Below are 14584 nucleotides of genomic sequence, written 5' to 3'. Positions count from 1 at the left end.
GTTCTCTCCTAGCCTTATTCGGCTGAGCAGGATTTACGCGCTTCAAGCGCGGCGTAATAGACATCTCGCGCCTGATCGAGACCGCGCGACTCAAGATTACCCAGGTACTGATCGATGCCCGCCTTGAGCGGCTTTTCCCATTCCGAATTCTCGAGCGGATTGTCGATGACACGGATGGTGTGTCCGGCTTCTTCGGCTTCCTTTTTGCCAGCCTTATCATCGGCAGCAAAGACCTTGCCGGCTTTCTCAGCCCACTTCATGCCGGAGTTTTCGTCGATGGCCTTTTGTTGCTCCGGGGACAAACTGTCATATTTGTCCTGGCTCATCGTGGCGACGAAAATCAGCGTGTAGAACGGTACCTGCGTGTGGTACTCGGTCAGCTCGTTGAGACGGAAGGTCTTCATGCCTTCCCAGGGAAAGCTCAAGCCATCGAGCACACCGCGCTGCATGGAGGTATAGATTTCCGGTGCCGGCATGCCGGTCGGTTCGGCGCCCATGTTCTTGAGTATGTTGCCCGCCACGGCCGTGGGGCGGCGCATGCGCAGTCCTTCGAGGTCCGAGGGTTTCTGCACGTCGGTATCGCGAGTGTGGATATACCCCGGCCCCGTGGTGAACATGAACAATACATGAGTGTCATCGTACTCGTCGGCGATCTGGCCATCGTCATAGAGCGTTTGCAGCACGCAGGCGCCCTCGGGGGCCGACGACGCCACGCCCGGCAGTTCGACGATCTGGCTCAGCGGAAAGCGGCCGTTGGTGTAGCCCTGCGCAGTGATCCCGATATCGGCGATGCCGTTGACAACCGCTTCATAGGTTTCATCGGCTTGACTCAAGGTCTGGGAGGGATAGTTCTCGATCGTCAGTGAGCCATTGGAGTCTTCTTCCACTGCTGCGGCCCAGGCTTCGAAGGCATCTTTATTGATCGACGAAGCGCCCGGCCAGAAATGCGACATGCGCAGCGTGGTTTCCGCATGGGCGGTCGACACGGCCGCCGCCGTGAGGGAGAGGGTGAGCATGCAAGTTAGCGTACGTTTCATGGCATTGATTCCTTTTATTATCTCGAAAGAGATCCGCTAAGGACCTCTCGCTTCAATCGCCTTCCGAGGAAGGCATTATCCAGGCGGGATTCTCGTTATAGGGTGTTGCCCCAGCCCAGTTTCTTGGCCATCGAGAAGGCATGGTTAGCGGCCGGCACGCCAGCGTAGATCGCGACATGCATCAGCGTCTGGCGCAGTTGCGCTTCACTGAGGCCAATGCGTTGGGCGGTTTTCAGGTGGAGCTCCAGCTCGCCGTCGCGGCCCAGCGCCGCCAGCACCGCCAGGGTGATCATGCTGCGCTCGGTGCGGCTCAAGTCCTCGTTGCCCCATAGCTCGCCCCAAGCCATACGCGTGATCATGTTCTGGAACGGCGCGTCGAGCGTGGTGGCATTTTCGCTGGCGCGTGCCACGTGCTCATCGCCCAGCACCTGCTTGCGGGTGTCCAGTCCAGCGGCATAGCTCACGCCGTTCTCGTCGGCGTGCTCCTCGCCCAACCAGGCGCGCAGGCGCTTGGCGATCGCCTCGGGCACTTCCACGCTGGGCACGTGGGCGATGTTCTCGAGCACTTCGAGGCGCGCGTCGCCGAACTGGGAAGCGAGCGTTTTCAAGGTCTCGGGGGGCGTGGAAAGATCCTCGCGCCCACCCAGCAGACGCACGGGGCCGGTAACGTCACGCAACCGGCCGGTAAAATCGGTCGCGGCCAGCATTTCGCAGAGCCGCGCGTAACTTTCGGCATCGGTGCGCGCGAGCTGGACTTTCCAGCCCGCATACGCCGCCGTGTCACGCTGCACGAACGCCTCGGTAAACCAGCGCGGTACGATCTCGTCGGCCATCGCGGCCAGGCCTTCCTGACGTACTCGCGTCGCCCGCGCATGCCAGTTATTCGGCGTGCCGATGACCGCACCGGTATTGGTGAGCACTACATTGATGAGCCGCTCGGGGCACTGGGCCAGCAACTGCTGGCCGACCACGCCACCGACCGACGTGCCCACGAAGTGAAAGCGCGCAAGGCCTAGGGCATCGGCCAGAGCCAAGGCGTCCTCGGCCAGGTCGTCCGGCGTTACCGACGCTGTCAGGCCAGTGCTTGCGCCATGACCGGGAAAATCCCAGGTCACGCAGCGAAAGCGCCCACGCAGGGCCGTCACCACGCCTTCCCAGACGTCCTGACTCATGCCCAGCGGATGTGCCAACAGCACCGCTGGCAACGCGTTTTCGCCGCTATCGCGATAGGCGATCGTGCGTTCCGCTACCGTCAAGAAAGCCATGCCGTTCTCCTCAAACGCGTTCGATCAAAGTGGCCACGCCTTGGCCCACACCGACACACATGGTGCACAGGGCGTAGCGCTTGTTCTGCGCGTGCAATTCATGCGCTGCCGTCAGCAGCAAGCGCGCACCGGACATGCCCAGCGGATGGCCGAGCGCAATCGCCCCGCCGTTGGGATTGACGCGCGGGTCGTCGTCGGCGACGCCCAGCTCGCGCAGGCACGCCAGCCCTTGGGCGGCGAAGGCTTCGTTGAGCTCGATGATGTCGACATCGTCGATGCCGATACCCAGACGTTCGAGCAGCTTGCGTGTGGCCGGCACCGGGCCCATGCCCATGATGCGTGGCTCCACGCCGGCGGTGGCCATGCCCAGAATGCGCGCCATGGGGGTAAGCCCGTGACGCGCAACGGCGGCATCGCTGGCGACCAGCATCGCCGCTGCGCCATCGTTGACGCCGGACGCATTGCCGGCGGTGACACTGCCGCCCTCGCGAAATGGGGTCGGCAACTTGGCCAATTTCTCCAGCGTGGTACCGGCACGCGGATGCTCGTCCTGATCGACGATCAGAGGATCCTGCTTGCGACGTGGCACCTCGACCGGCGTGATTTCCCGCGCCAGACGCCCCGACTGTTGGGCGCGCTCGGTTTTCTGCTGCGAGCGCACGGCGAAGGCATCCTGATCTTCGCGAGAAACATGAAACTGCTCGGCCACGTTCTCGGCGGTCTCGGGCATCGACTCGACACCGTAGTGGCTCTTCATCAGCGGATTGACGAAGCGCCAGCCGATGGTGGTGTCCTCAATCGCCTGAGCACGCGCGAAGGCACTCTCGGCCTTGCCCATCACGAATGGCGCGCGCGACATGGATTCCACACCGCCCGCCAGGGCCAGTTCGAATTCGCCTGCCTTGATGGCACGGAACGCCGTACCCACGGCGTCCATGCCCGACCCGCACAGGCGGTTCATCGTGGTACCGGGCACGCTGGTGGGCAGCCCGGCCAGCAACGCCGACATGCGCGCCACGTTGCGATTGTCCTCGCCGGCCTGGTTGGCGCAGCCCATGATCACTTCATCGATGGCCGCCGGATCGAGATCCGGGGCTTGGGCCAGCACAGCGCGGAAGATCGTCGCCGCCAGGTCGTCGGGGCGGACACTGGCCAGCACGCCACCGAAGCGCCCCACGGCGGAACGCGTGGGATGACACAGCCAAACATCGCTCATCGAATTCTCCTCACGCCTCGCCGGCGTGTTTACGTTCGGTACGTGCCTTGAGGTCCCGCAGCACTTCCAGCTCGCGTGCATCCGGCGTCGGTGTCGTCTCGAGCTGCTCGGCGAAGCGAATCTCCCAGCCGGTAGCCTCAATCACGTCGTCACGCGTAACGCCGGGATGCAGCGATACGACCACCAACTCTTTGGTCTCGGGATCGGGCTTCATGACACACAGGTCGGTGATCACCCTAGTCGGCCCACGGCCGATGTTGGGCACGCCATCGCGCGCCTTGCCGTCGCGACCGAAACCCAGCGTGGTGATGAAATCCACATCGTTGACGAAGGTTCGCTTGGAGTGCTTGAGCGTGATGAAGACCTCGCCAGCGCTGGTGGCGATCTCCGGTGCCCCGCCACCGCCCGGCAAACGCACCTTGGGCGATTGATAGTCACCGATCAGCGTGGTGTTGAGATTGCAGTAGCGGTCAATCTGCGCGGTACCCAAGAAGCCCACGTCGACCTTGCCGCCCTGCAACCAGTAGCGGAACATTTCCGGCACTGAGACGGTGGTCAACGCCGACTCGCACAGCTCGCCGTCACCGATCGACAGCGGTAGCACTTCGGGCTTGGTCTGCAGCGTGCCGGACTCATAGATCAGCACCACGTCCGGTGCGTGCGTCAGGCGCGCCAGGTTAGCGGCCTCGGAGGGCAAGCCAATGCCCACGAAGCAGGTCATGCCGTTTTCCAGCGCTTTCGCCGCCGTCACGGTCATCATTTCCGCAGAGGTGTATTCGTTACTCATCAGGCCTGACCTCCTGCGTTATAGACGTTGTCATCGAGCCATGTCTGGAAGGCGTCACGGTCACGGGCGATGGCGTCCCACTCCTTGTAGAAGCGGTTGTCGCGCGGATAGTAACCATGGGCGTAGGAGGGATAAGCGCCCTTCTCGGCCACCGCGATGGCGTCGATGGCCCAACCGGGAATCACGCAGGCATTGGGGCCGGCTTCAAGATCGTCGACCACTTCCTCGACGGTGACGATGCTCTTGCCCGCGGCGAGGATCGCTTCCTTCTGCACGCCGATGATGCCTTCCACCAGCACGTTGCCCTTGCGATCCGCCTTCTGCGCATGCACCAGGGAGACATCGGGACGCACCGATGGCACCGCCGCGAGGCGTTCCCCGGTGAACGGACACTCGATGTACTTGATCTGATCATTGACGCTGGGCAGCTCACTGCCCACGTAACCGCGCAACACCGCCAGCGGCAGCCCCGCCGCGCCGGCCTCGAACGCACACGCCATAGCCGCATGACTATGCTCGAAGATCTCCACCTTGTGCGGCCAGCCCTTCTCCACCGCATCGCGCAGGCGATGCAGCGACCCCACACCGGGGTTACCGCCCCAAGAGAAAATCAGTTTCTTGGCACAACCGGCACCGATCAATTGATCGTAGACCAAGTCCGGCGTCATGCGGATCAGCGTCAGGTCACGCTTGCCCTGGCGAATGATCTCGTGCCCAGCGGCAAAGGGAATCAGGTGGGTGAAGCCTTCCATGGCCACGGTGGCACCATCTTCGACATAGCGCGCCACGGCGTCATGGAGGCTAAGAAATTCGGCCATGCGGATTGCCTCGCAATTTGTTCGCTTGGTGAACACTGGTTTGTGATACGAACAAAATTATCGGGATTGCGACGGCCGGTCAAACACACAAAAGGGCAACGCCTCCACGTTGCCCTTGCGGTAGAAAAACAACTAATGCTTTAAATATAGAAAGTTACATGACTTCCAGCGCATCCAGAACACGCTCAACCTGCCACGGACTACTACCAATGTATAAACCCGGATCGACACATGCCCGCAGATCCTGAGCATCCACCTGCCTCGCCACTTCCTCGTCAGCCAAGAGCACATCGGCATAATCACGCCGCTCGCGACGCGAGGTTTCGACGGCCTCCTTGGCAATACGCTGTGCGGCGTCTGCCCCTAGAGCGTCGGCGAGAAAGCGGGCCGCGGGCTCGGCCATGATCGCGCCGCCGGTCAGCGCCAGGTTATGCCGCATCGTCTCGGGGTGTACTTCCAGGCCTTCCCAAAGCTCGACCAGAGATTCCAGGGCACCTTCCATCAGCAGCACGGCATCCAGCATCGGCGCCCACTCGGCATGCCATTCACCCAACCCCCGTTCGAGCGGCTGCGCCCCGGCATGGCTGAGCGTCGCCACTTGCCCGTGAATCTGGCGCGCCGCGGCCCGCAAGCGCGCGCAAATCACCGGGTTGCGTTTATGGGGCATCGACGACGAACCACCGGCACCAGCAACGGCAGGCTCGCTGACTTCCGCGACTTCCGACTGCGTCAGCAACGAGACATCCAACGCCACTTTCTCGACGCCCACCGCCACCGCATCGATGGCACCGGCCAGGGCCAAGATCGGCTGGCGGTTGGTGTGCCATGGCAGCAACGGCGACGCGAGCCCCAGCCGCGCGGCGACACGATCCATCACCTCCAGCCCTTGCGCACCCAATCCGGAGTGAACGCCCACCGCACCACCGAATTGCAGGTAGAGCCCTGTCTCAGCCACGTCTTTGAGACGCCGTTCGGCTTGGGCCAGATTCTCCGCCCATTGCGCGACCTTGACCCCGAAAGTAATGGGCAATGCTTGTTGCATCAGCGTGCGACCCACCATGGGGGTGCGTGCATGCATACGCATGAGCACGCAGCCCGCCTCACGACTATGTTTCAAGTGCGTCAAGCATGCCTCGAGGCGCGGCTTGAGGAGTAACATCAAGGCCGTATCGAGGATATCCTGGCTGGTCGCGCCACGATGAAAACTTCCCTTGAGTTCATCGGGAAGGGCCGCCTTGGCCTGCTTGACGAAAGGAATTGCCGCATTGCCGCCCAGAACGGTCTCCTGGGCCATCGACTCCAGGTCAAACACATGCGCGCGGAGAACACGTTCGATGCCATCGGCGGCGCCGGTAGGGAGGATACCCAGCGCTTCCTGTTCGCTGGCGAGAGCGATTTCGACGACCGCCATAGCCTCTATCAGATCACGGGCTTGGGTCGCCGAACGTCCCGCAGAGCTCATGAAGGGGTGGCGAAGTAGGGTGTCGTACATGCGGATCTCCAGCCGGAATCAAGGCGAACAAATGTTCGCATTTCGAACTTTATGATAGGTTTGCTCCAAGATACCTGACAATCAACAACGAGGCATCACGGCACATGGCATCACAAGACGGAGCGCTCACGCCCGACGACAGGGATTTCGTTACCGCATTGGCAAGCGGCCTGGAAGTCATCATGGCATTCGATCAGGCCAGCCCTCGCATGACACTCAGCGAGGTCGCCACGAAAACCCACATGAACCGAGCCAAGGCCAGGCGCTTCCTGTTGACCTTGCATGCCTTGGGATACGTGCGTAAGCAGGAGCGTTATTTCGAACTTTCACCCAAGACGCTACAACTGGGTTACGCCTTCCTGTCGGCGAACAACTACCACAACGCCATCCAAAAGTACCTGGAAGATATCACGCATGAGACCGGCGAATCCTCGTCCCTAGGCGTACTCGACGGCAAGGATGTGATCTACGTCGCGCGCTCTGCGGCCAAGCATCGACTGATGGCCATCACGCTTGCGGTAGGCACTCGACTGCCCACCGCCTACACCTCGATGGGACGCATTTTGCTAGGAACATTGCCGGACGAAGAGCGCCACCGCATCCTGCAAGAAAGCGAGCTCGTAGCACATACCGCGCATAGTATTACCGATCTTAAAACGCTCGAAGCCGAGATCATCAAAGCCCGAGAGCAAGGCTATTGTATCGTCGACCAGGAACTCGACTCGGGGCTTCGCTCACTCGCCGTGCCCATATTCAGTGGGGGAGGACGTCTTATCGGCGCAATGAACGTCTCGACGAACTCCGCTCGCGTGCCTCTCGAAAGGCTTGAGGAAAATATCCTACCCTGCTTGAAAGAAAAGGCATTAGAAATAAAAGAAACGTTAATTTAATCGCAAAAAACATGCGTCACAACCAAAGTATAAGAACTTAAAAACCACTTTAATACAAAGCGTTATATCAGCTTCATAAATTACCGCGCCCTTCCTCATTGACAGGAAGGGCGTTTTTTTTCAGCTTCTCTGTACGCAAGACGAATCAAGGTTCGTATTACGAACTTATAAGACGATAAAAACATTAGCCGGGGAACAAAATGCACAGCAGATCTTTCGCTCGACCAGCGTGGTTCCCTCCTGAGTTCATGGGGTAGACGAAGGAGATATGACCTAGCTTCATCAGAAAAATGCATGGGGAGACGGTAAAAAATTAATTTTCCCGTCGATTCAGAAACGCATACTCATTCATGCGCACCAAGCTCGATAACTTCCTAAAAAGGGCAGCTCACCAATGCGATCCGATATAACAACATTCAAGATGACAAAACTCGCGCTCTGCGTGTCACTCGTTTCAGGCATGGCTGGCGTGGCGACGGCTCCCGCCTATGCCTTCGACGTCGTTGAAGCGGGCCAACCCGTGGTCACCGGCGACCCAAGCCGCGTCGGTCCTCCGTGGAACCATCGCTCGACCATCAACATCCCAGGCACCGAAACCGATATCGCCTTCGGTGGTTATGTCAAGCTCGATATGCTTTACGATTTCGACTATGACCTTGGTAAGGCTACCGACCCTTATGCGGTCATGGATCCATCGAATCGTACCGATGGACGCAGCGACTTCACCGCCTATGAGTCGCGTCTTAACTTCCGTACGCATACCATGACCGACTATGGCCGATTAACGACCTATTTCGAAGGGCATTTCATCCCGGACGGCAAATTCAACCTGCGCCATGCCTATGGCGAACTCAATGGCTTTTTGGCGGGCCGTACCTGGACGAACTTCATGAGTTTCGTGGGTGGCACACGCACCTTGGCGCTGGGCGATCCTAAAGGTTATGCCTTCGAGCGCCAGGCCCAGTTGCGCTATACCCAGCCACTTGGTGCGGGCAACCTATCGTTCTCCGTGGAGGATCCGGATACGGTGATCGCACGTGACGACGCAGGCGTTGCCGATGGTGAGAGTCAATTCCCCGACTTGACGGTACGCTACGAATACAAGCGCCTGTTCGCTCTTTCCGGTGTCGCGCGCCAGCTCTCCACCAATAACATCACCAATACCGTGGATGACGAAACCACCGGTTACGGGGTACAAGCACAGTTCAACCTACCCTTTACGCCGATGACGAGCCTACATGGTAGTGCGACTTATGGTGAAGGTATCGGTAACTACATGGGCAACCCCGGCAATACCGGGCATCGCAATGCACCCGATGTCTACGTTAATGACAATAACGAACTCGAGGCCGTCGAGACACGTGCCTTCGGTGTATCCCTCAACCATAACTGGACCGACGACTGGTTCAGCTCCGTTGGCTTCTCGCGTCTCGACCAGGACCTTCCCGATAGCTATGGTGCCCAGTTCGAGACCATCGACTACACCTTCGCCAACGTGATCTGGGATGTCACCCAACGCCTGGCCGTGGGTCTTGAGTATCAAAACGCCGATGTCGAGCAGATCAACGGCAACTCCGACGATGCAAGCCGCCTGCAGGCAAGCGCTACCTTCCAGTTCTAGTGTTGTGATAGTGATCGATCGTGATTTTGGCTGGCGTTTCGCCAGCCTTTTTCATGGAAGGCCAAAAATAGTCTGTGCCATTTCACGGACTTCAGCCTATTAGCGCTTCCAGCTTATCGAGAAGTCGCATAGTAGGAAGGCAATGTGAAAACGCCGCTTCAGGTACACGAGATTCGCGAATGGCGGTGATGAATTCGGCGTCCTGCGCTTGAACCCCCGTCCCTTCGAGAGGCAACACCTCTCCTCGATAATCCTTTAGCTCATCACGATAAGCCAGCAATGTGCTTTCTTCACCGATATAGCGATAAAACCCGCCGAATGGCCCATGATTGTTGAAGGAAAGCGTCAAGGTCGCCAGAATCCCATCGCGTGACCTCAAGCCGATATTCATGTCCATGGCAATCCCTAGCTCGGGGTGAATCGGCCCTCGCCCTCCCCAGACATCCAAGTCGAAATCCTCCAGCAACCACGCAAAAAGATCCACGCTATGGCAAGCATGATGCCATAACAAATGATCCGTCCAGACACGAGGCTCGCCTTGCATATTGAGGTTTTCGCGACGCAGGAAATACGTCTCGCTGACGAAATGCTGCAGATGAAACACACCCGCTTTAATACGCCGCTTCATTTCCCAATGCGGAGCGTTGAAGCGACGCGTATGGGCCACCATCGCGACGGTGTTCGAGTCACGGGCTCGCGCCGTCATGCGCTCGGCATCGACCAAGTTCAGACTCATGGGTATTTCACAGAGCACATGCTTACCAGCATCAATCGCTTGCTCGGCCTGGGAGGCATGCATATGACTTGGCGTCTTGGCCAGCCCGTCTAACGCCCCCTATTGGGTTTGGGGGGCAGGTAGCACCACGCGCGCATCGTGAGGAGCATCGGCATAGAGTGTGTCGACGAGATCGGCATAGCGCTCGCGCACCAGCCGCTGATTGACCGACCCCTTATCGGTCAATTCTCCGCGATCGACCGAAAGCGGCGTATCCAGAATCAACAAGCGTTCCAGACACGTAGAACTCGACTGCCCTCGACGACAGGACGCCAGGCGTTGCGTGAACCATTGGTGCAAGGTGGCGTCGTGCGCCAGGTCACCCAGCGATGACGTCGAGACACCTGCATGCTGTGCGCACGCCGGGACGTTCAGCACCACCAACCCGGTGAGATAGCCACGCCCTTCACCGGCGATCACCACGTCCTGCACCAGCGGGGCGAAGTGCTCGATAAGCTGCAGTCGCAAGATGCCCACATTGACCCAGGTACCGGTCACCAGCTTGAAATTCTCACTCAAGCGTCCGTCAAAGATCAGCCCACGCTCAGGGTACTCGGGATCGGCGAGTCGCATCGCGTCCCCGGTACAATAATAGCCTTCGTCATCGAATGCTTCGGCGGTACGTTCGGCGTCGCGCCAATAGCCAGGCGTGACATTGAGCCCCTTGAGACGTGCTTCCCATTTGTCATCCGTCGCCACCAGCTTGAGCGACATCCCCGGCACGGGTTGACCGATCAGGCCCGGCGTACCACTGGCCTCCGCGGTGCAGAACGCCAGGCAAGCCTCGGTGGACCCAAGCCCCGTCAGCATGGGCACGGGGCGTCCACATGCCTGCTCGCCGAAGGTATCCAGCGCCTCGCGCACGTGAACGGGCAACACGGCTCCACCGAAGTGCATCATCTCGAGATCGCGGAAGAACGCCGTGCGTAACGCCTCATCGTCACGTAAATGCTCGACCAGCGCCTCGAACCCCTTGGGTACGTTGCAATAGAACGTCGGCGACACCTCACGCAGGTTATCCACCGTGCGCCGCACGCCGTCCGCCGTCGGATTGCCGTCATCGATGTACAGCGATCCCCCATTATGGATCGTCATGCCGAGGATCGTGTTGCCGCCGAAGGTGTGATGCCAGGGTAGCCAGTCCACCAACACCGGCTTGTGCCGAGACAAGAAATCCAGACGTTTCTCGAGCATGGCCTGGTTGCTGCACAGCATGCGTTGGGTGTTGATCACTGCCTTGGGCATACCCGTCGAGCCCGAGGTGAACAGCAACTTGGCGACGCTATCCGGTGTCACGCGGGCATGAGCGTCATCGACCTCGGCCCGTGCCGGCGTCGCCGCCAGTGTCTCGAACGCCAGCGCTCGCTGAGTCGGCAGCGTCGCTACGCAGGTCACCTGCTCATCGCAAACGGCCGCCAGAGCTGCGCCAAAGCGAGCTTCGTCGTCGACAAAGATGAGCCCTGGGGTCACGAGATCGACGACATGGCGAAGCTTGACGAAATCTTCCGAGAGCAGGGCATAGGACGGTGATACCGGCACATAGGGGATGCCTACATGCATGGCGGCGCACGCCAGCAACGCATGCTCGATACTGTTACCTGACAGCACCACGACGGGACGCTCCGGGGACAGGCCGTAATCCAGCAACGCTTGTGCCAGACGGGTCACCCGCGGCATCGCTTCATCAAAGGTTAGCTTTCGCCAGTCGCGCTGCGCCCCCTCGCGTTCGGCCAGGAACGTTGTCGACGGCGTCTCACGTGCCCAGTGCGCGAGACGCTGGGTCATGCAACGGGGGTAATCCAGCACTTCACCACCGTATAGTCGATACGCCTGTGCGAACGCATCGCTCTCGGAACGGGGCGAAGACCGGTTACCGGAAGGGGACGACATGAAAGGCGCTCCATTAGTCTGTGATTAAACTTGTTATTCAGCGATACGTTCTTCACCAGCAACGTGATAGATATAGTTATAATAGGTAACTATTTTTTTGACTAGACGCACCGCATGAGACTTTAGGTGCACACAAGCGCCCATTAGTCGACGGTATTGCCTATCCACACCGATATCGTAAACAATGCATTCAGAATATAGTTTCTACTATTAACTATGGTATCGAAGAAGGAACCCCCGATGACGACATCCAAGAAAACGCCCTCCCCGGAGCAAACACCCCTCGAGGAAGCCTACCCAACCACGGTCACAGGATTAGTGCTCGAGGAACGCCTTGGCTATGCCCTGAGACGGGCGCAGCTCAAGGTCTTCAAGCACTTCGACGAGGCCATGCGCGAGCATGACATTCGACCGGCACAGTTTTCCTCGCTGGTAGTCATCGAGGGCTATCCGGGCGTGACGCAATCCAATCTTGCCCAGACATTGAGCATCGATCCGCCGCGAGTCGTTAGCTTGATTAATAGTCTTGAAGAGCGTGGCTTGGCATTGCGGGTACGTTGCAAGCGCGACCGTCGCTCACACGGCATCTTCCTCACCAAGACCGGCGAGGCACTCGTCGAGCGCTTGAAAGGGTTGGCAGAGCAAAGTGATTTAGACGCAACTCAATTACTTAGCGAAATAGAGCGGCGTCAATTATTGACCTTGCTGCGTAAAGTTTATGCCTCCGAGGAAGGTAACGACTAATCCTTTAGCCGCAATTTTAGGCAAATTGAAGCGACATGGCTTGCACACCTGCTTCGGGACAATTAATTATACAAAGCAACTAAAAACGATACCCCTAACCGCCTTGGCCGATCCACGCAACCTATAAAGATATAATCATGAGCAGCCTAGCGACGACATCCAACGCCAGCATCACCTGCCTACGCCGAGGCCTCGAAACAGCCTGTCGGCTCGCCGCGATCATCGGCGGATTGATCGTCGCGGCGCTCTCACTGATGACAGTGGTCAGCATTCTCGGACGCTGGGCATCTAGCCTGCCGCTGATCAGCGACCTATCGGCACTGGCTTGGATCGGTCCCATCACCGGCGACTACGAACTCGTCGAGCTCGGAACGGCCATCGCCGTGTTTCTTTTCTTGCCGTACTGCCATCTGCGCGGCGGCCACGTCACGGTGGATCTGCTGGTCATGCGCGCGCCGCTGGGCGTGCAGCGCTGTCTCGCCGTTCTCGCGGAAGCCTTGTTCCTCGTCGTTGCATGCCTGATGACATGGCGGCTGTATCACGGCCTGCTCGACAAGCACCGTTACATGGAAACCAGCATGCTGCTGGGTATCCCGCTGTGGTGGGGCTATATCGCCGGCATCGTCGGTTTCACCCTGCTCTCGCTAGTCTGTCTATACCGGCTCTTTTCCACGTTCTCGGACGACGCCGCCCCCGCGACACAAGGAGATGCCTCATGACGCCTCTTACTCTGGGCGCAGGCGGCTTCGTCTTGTTGCTGGCCATGATGGGCGCCCGCATACCCATCGGCCTCGCCATGCTGGTTATCGGCGCGTTGGGCTCGATGCTCATCACGGGACCGATGGGTATCCTCAATGCCCTGAAGACACTGCCCTACGAGCACTTTTCCAGCCACACGCTGTCAATCATTCCCCTCTTTCTGTTGATGGGACAATTCGCAGCACGCGCCGGGCTATCACGCGCCATGTTTCAGGCCGCCAACGACTGGCTGGGCCATCGTCGCGGTGGCCTCGCCATGTCGACGGTGGGCGCCTGCGGTGCCTTCGGCGCCATTTGCGGCTCCTCGCTGGCAACTGCCGCGACCATGACGCAAGTCGCGCTACCGGAAATGGAGCGTCAAGGCTATCGCGGTAGTCTGGCCACCGGCGCGTTGGCCGCAGGCGGTACGCTGGGCATTCTGATCCCGCCCTCCGTGGTGTTGGTCATCTACGCCATCCTTGCCGAACAGAACATCAACGAGATGTTCGCCGCCGCCTTGATCCCCGGCATCCTTGCCGCGCTCAGTTACATGGTGGCGATCTCACTGTTCGTGCGCTTCTTTCCGGATAGCGCCCCCAGCAAGGCCAAGGCCTCGGCCGGTGAGCGCTGGCGTTCGCTGCTCGATGTATGGCCTGGTGCAGCGATCTTCGTCATCGTGATCGGCGGTATTTACACAGGGATTTTCACGCCCACCGAAGCCGCCGCCGTGGGTGCCGCCGCCACCGGGCTGCTAGCCGTCATCCGCGGTGGGCTGCGCTGGGAAGGGCTGCGTGAGAGCCTCCTCGACACGGCCGTCACCTCGGCGATGATCTTCTTCATCGTCCTCGGGGCCAGCGTGTTCAACAGCTTTCTCGCCCTGACGCAATTGCCGCAAATCACGGCGGGCTGGATCGTGGGCCTGGAAATCAGCCCCTGGATCGTCCTGGCGGGGATCCTGCTGTGCTACCTGGTACTGGGTTGTTTCATGGATAGCCTGTCGATGATTCTGCTCACCGTGCCCATCTTCCTCCCCATCGTGACGGGCATGGATTTCGGCATGCCTCCCGGCGACGTGGCGATCTGGTTCGGCATCCTGGCATTGGTCGTCGTGGAAGTAGGGATGATCACACCACCGGTGGGACTGAATATCTTCATCATCCACTCCATGGCGCCCCACGTACCGCTGACCGAGACCTTCAAGGGCATCCTGCCATTCCTGGCGGCAGACGTGCTGCGCATCATCATGCTGGTGGTTTTCCCGTCCATCACATTGGGTTTCGTCTACTGGCTTTATTGACGTCACCACACCGC

At 59.5% G+C, this 14584-nt stretch carries 13 protein-coding genes; 5 read left to right on the top strand and 8 right to left on the bottom strand.

Going from position 1 to position 14584, the window contains the following annotated elements; translation table 11 throughout:
* Window positions 1-14: 14 nt before the first annotated feature.
* The 6 genes from L1071_RS10080 to L1071_RS10055 all read right to left on the bottom strand — a co-directional run bounded on the left by L1071_RS10080 (window position 15) and on the right by L1071_RS10055 (window position 6615).
* Complete coding sequence (locus L1071_RS10080; protein WP_246974081.1) at window positions 15-1037, bottom strand: TRAP transporter substrate-binding protein; 1023 nt, start codon at window positions 1035-1037, stop codon at window positions 15-17.
* Between the two features lie 95 nt (window positions 1038-1132).
* The gene (pcaDC, locus tag L1071_RS10075) at window positions 1133-2302 is read right to left on the bottom strand and encodes a bifunctional 3-oxoadipate enol-lactonase/4-carboxymuconolactone decarboxylase PcaDC (protein WP_246974077.1); all 1170 of its coding nucleotides are present in this window, start codon (window positions 2300-2302) and stop codon (window positions 1133-1135) included.
* 10 nt (window positions 2303-2312) lie between these two features.
* On the bottom strand, window positions 2313-3518 hold the full coding sequence (gene pcaF / locus L1071_RS10070) for a 3-oxoadipyl-CoA thiolase (RefSeq protein WP_246974062.1): 1206 nt from the start codon (window positions 3516-3518) through the stop codon (window positions 2313-2315).
* Window positions 3519-3528: 10 nt separating this feature from the next.
* Entirely contained in the window at window positions 3529-4305 is a 777-nt protein-coding gene (locus tag L1071_RS10065) for a CoA-transferase subunit beta (protein WP_246974058.1), read from the bottom strand.
* Window positions 4305-5123, bottom strand: a complete 819-nt coding sequence (locus L1071_RS10060; protein ID WP_246974055.1) for a CoA transferase subunit A — start codon at window positions 5121-5123, stop codon at window positions 4305-4307. Before L1071_RS10060 ends, L1071_RS10065 begins: the two co-directional genes overlap by 1 nt.
* A 154-nt stretch (window positions 5124-5277) precedes the next feature.
* The gene (locus L1071_RS10055) at window positions 5278-6615 is read right to left on the bottom strand and encodes a class-II fumarase/aspartase family protein (protein ID WP_246974051.1); all 1338 of its coding nucleotides are present in this window, start codon (window positions 6613-6615) and stop codon (window positions 5278-5280) included.
* Between the two features lie 104 nt (window positions 6616-6719).
* Here L1071_RS10055 and L1071_RS10050 point away from each other — a divergent pair, with 104 nt between their 5' ends.
* Together L1071_RS10050 and L1071_RS10045 are read left to right on the top strand one after the other, a co-directional pair.
* Window positions 6720-7505 carry an IclR family transcriptional regulator domain-containing protein gene (locus L1071_RS10050; protein ID WP_246974048.1) on the top strand — a complete coding sequence of 262 codons (786 nt, stop codon included), beginning with the start codon at window positions 6720-6722 and terminating at the stop codon, window positions 7503-7505.
* A gap of 442 nt (window positions 7506-7947) precedes the next feature.
* The gene (locus L1071_RS10045; protein WP_246974045.1) at window positions 7948-9126 is read left to right on the top strand and encodes a DcaP family trimeric outer membrane transporter; all 1179 of its coding nucleotides are present in this window, start codon (window positions 7948-7950) and stop codon (window positions 9124-9126) included.
* Window positions 9127-9217: 91 nt separating this feature from the next.
* On the opposite strand, the gene L1071_RS10040 is transcribed toward L1071_RS10045, so the two are convergent.
* Both L1071_RS10040 and L1071_RS10035 read right to left on the bottom strand, forming a co-directional pair.
* Window positions 9218-9925, bottom strand: coding sequence for a Gfo/Idh/MocA family oxidoreductase (locus L1071_RS10040; protein WP_246974043.1), 708 nt, complete (start codon window positions 9923-9925; stop codon window positions 9218-9220).
* A gap of 36 nt (window positions 9926-9961) precedes the next feature.
* Window positions 9962-11791, bottom strand: a complete 1830-nt coding sequence (locus L1071_RS10035) for a feruloyl-CoA synthase (RefSeq protein WP_246974040.1) — start codon at window positions 11789-11791, stop codon at window positions 9962-9964.
* A 240-nt stretch (window positions 11792-12031) separates the two neighbouring features.
* Between L1071_RS10035 and L1071_RS10030 the strand changes: the two genes are divergently transcribed.
* The 3 genes from L1071_RS10030 (at window position 12032) to L1071_RS10020 (ending at window position 14570) form a co-directional block, all read left to right on the top strand.
* Entirely contained in the window at window positions 12032-12535 is a 504-nt protein-coding gene (locus tag L1071_RS10030) for a MarR family winged helix-turn-helix transcriptional regulator (RefSeq protein ID WP_246974036.1), read from the top strand.
* 137 nt (window positions 12536-12672) lie between these two features.
* Window positions 12673-13254: a TRAP transporter small permease gene (locus L1071_RS10025; protein ID WP_246974031.1), complete on the top strand. Its 582-nt coding sequence runs from the start codon at window positions 12673-12675 to the stop codon at window positions 13252-13254.
* A complete protein-coding gene (locus tag L1071_RS10020; protein ID WP_246974028.1) occupies window positions 13251-14570 on the top strand; it encodes a TRAP transporter large permease in 1320 nt (439 codons plus the stop codon). The genes L1071_RS10025 and L1071_RS10020 overlap by 4 nt, the downstream gene beginning before the upstream one ends.
* Window positions 14571-14584 lie beyond the last annotated feature (14 nt).

Origin of the sequence: Chromohalobacter sarecensis (assembly GCF_023061135.1) — a bacterium.
GTDB lineage: Bacteria > Pseudomonadota > Gammaproteobacteria > Pseudomonadales > Halomonadaceae > Chromohalobacter > Chromohalobacter sarecensis.
Note: the sequence above shows the minus strand (reverse complement) of the source record. Positions and strands in the feature narration are given on the sequence as shown.

Excerpts from the sequence above, each read along its gene's own strand:
- L1071_RS10065 (WP_246974058.1), bottom strand. The coding sequence starts at position 4,305 with ATGAGTAACGAATACACCTCTGCGGAAATGATGACCGTGACGGCGGCG.
- L1071_RS10025 (WP_246974031.1), top strand. The coding sequence starts at position 12,673 with ATGAGCAGCCTAGCGACGACATCCAACGCCAGCATCACCTGCCTACGC.
- L1071_RS10050 (WP_246974048.1), top strand. The coding sequence starts at position 6,720 with ATGGCATCACAAGACGGAGCGCTCACGCCCGACGACAGGGATTTCGTT.
- L1071_RS10020 (WP_246974028.1), top strand. The coding sequence starts at position 13,251 with ATGACGCCTCTTACTCTGGGCGCAGGCGGCTTCGTCTTGTTGCTGGCC.
- L1071_RS10035 (WP_246974040.1), bottom strand. The coding sequence starts at position 11,791 with ATGTCGTCCCCTTCCGGTAACCGGTCTTCGCCCCGTTCCGAGAGCGAT.
- pcaDC (WP_246974077.1), bottom strand. The coding sequence starts at position 2,302 with ATGGCTTTCTTGACGGTAGCGGAACGCACGATCGCCTATCGCGATAGC.
- L1071_RS10060 (WP_246974055.1), bottom strand. The coding sequence starts at position 5,123 with ATGGCCGAATTTCTTAGCCTCCATGACGCCGTGGCGCGCTATGTCGAA.
- L1071_RS10080 (WP_246974081.1), bottom strand. The coding sequence starts at position 1,037 with ATGAAACGTACGCTAACTTGCATGCTCACCCTCTCCCTCACGGCGGCG.
- L1071_RS10055 (WP_246974051.1), bottom strand. The coding sequence starts at position 6,615 with ATGTACGACACCCTACTTCGCCACCCCTTCATGAGCTCTGCGGGACGT.
- pcaF (WP_246974062.1), bottom strand. The coding sequence starts at position 3,518 with ATGAGCGATGTTTGGCTGTGTCATCCCACGCGTTCCGCCGTGGGGCGC.
- L1071_RS10040 (WP_246974043.1), bottom strand. The coding sequence starts at position 9,925 with ATGCATGCCTCCCAGGCCGAGCAAGCGATTGATGCTGGTAAGCATGTG.
- L1071_RS10030 (WP_246974036.1), top strand. The coding sequence starts at position 12,032 with ATGACGACATCCAAGAAAACGCCCTCCCCGGAGCAAACACCCCTCGAG.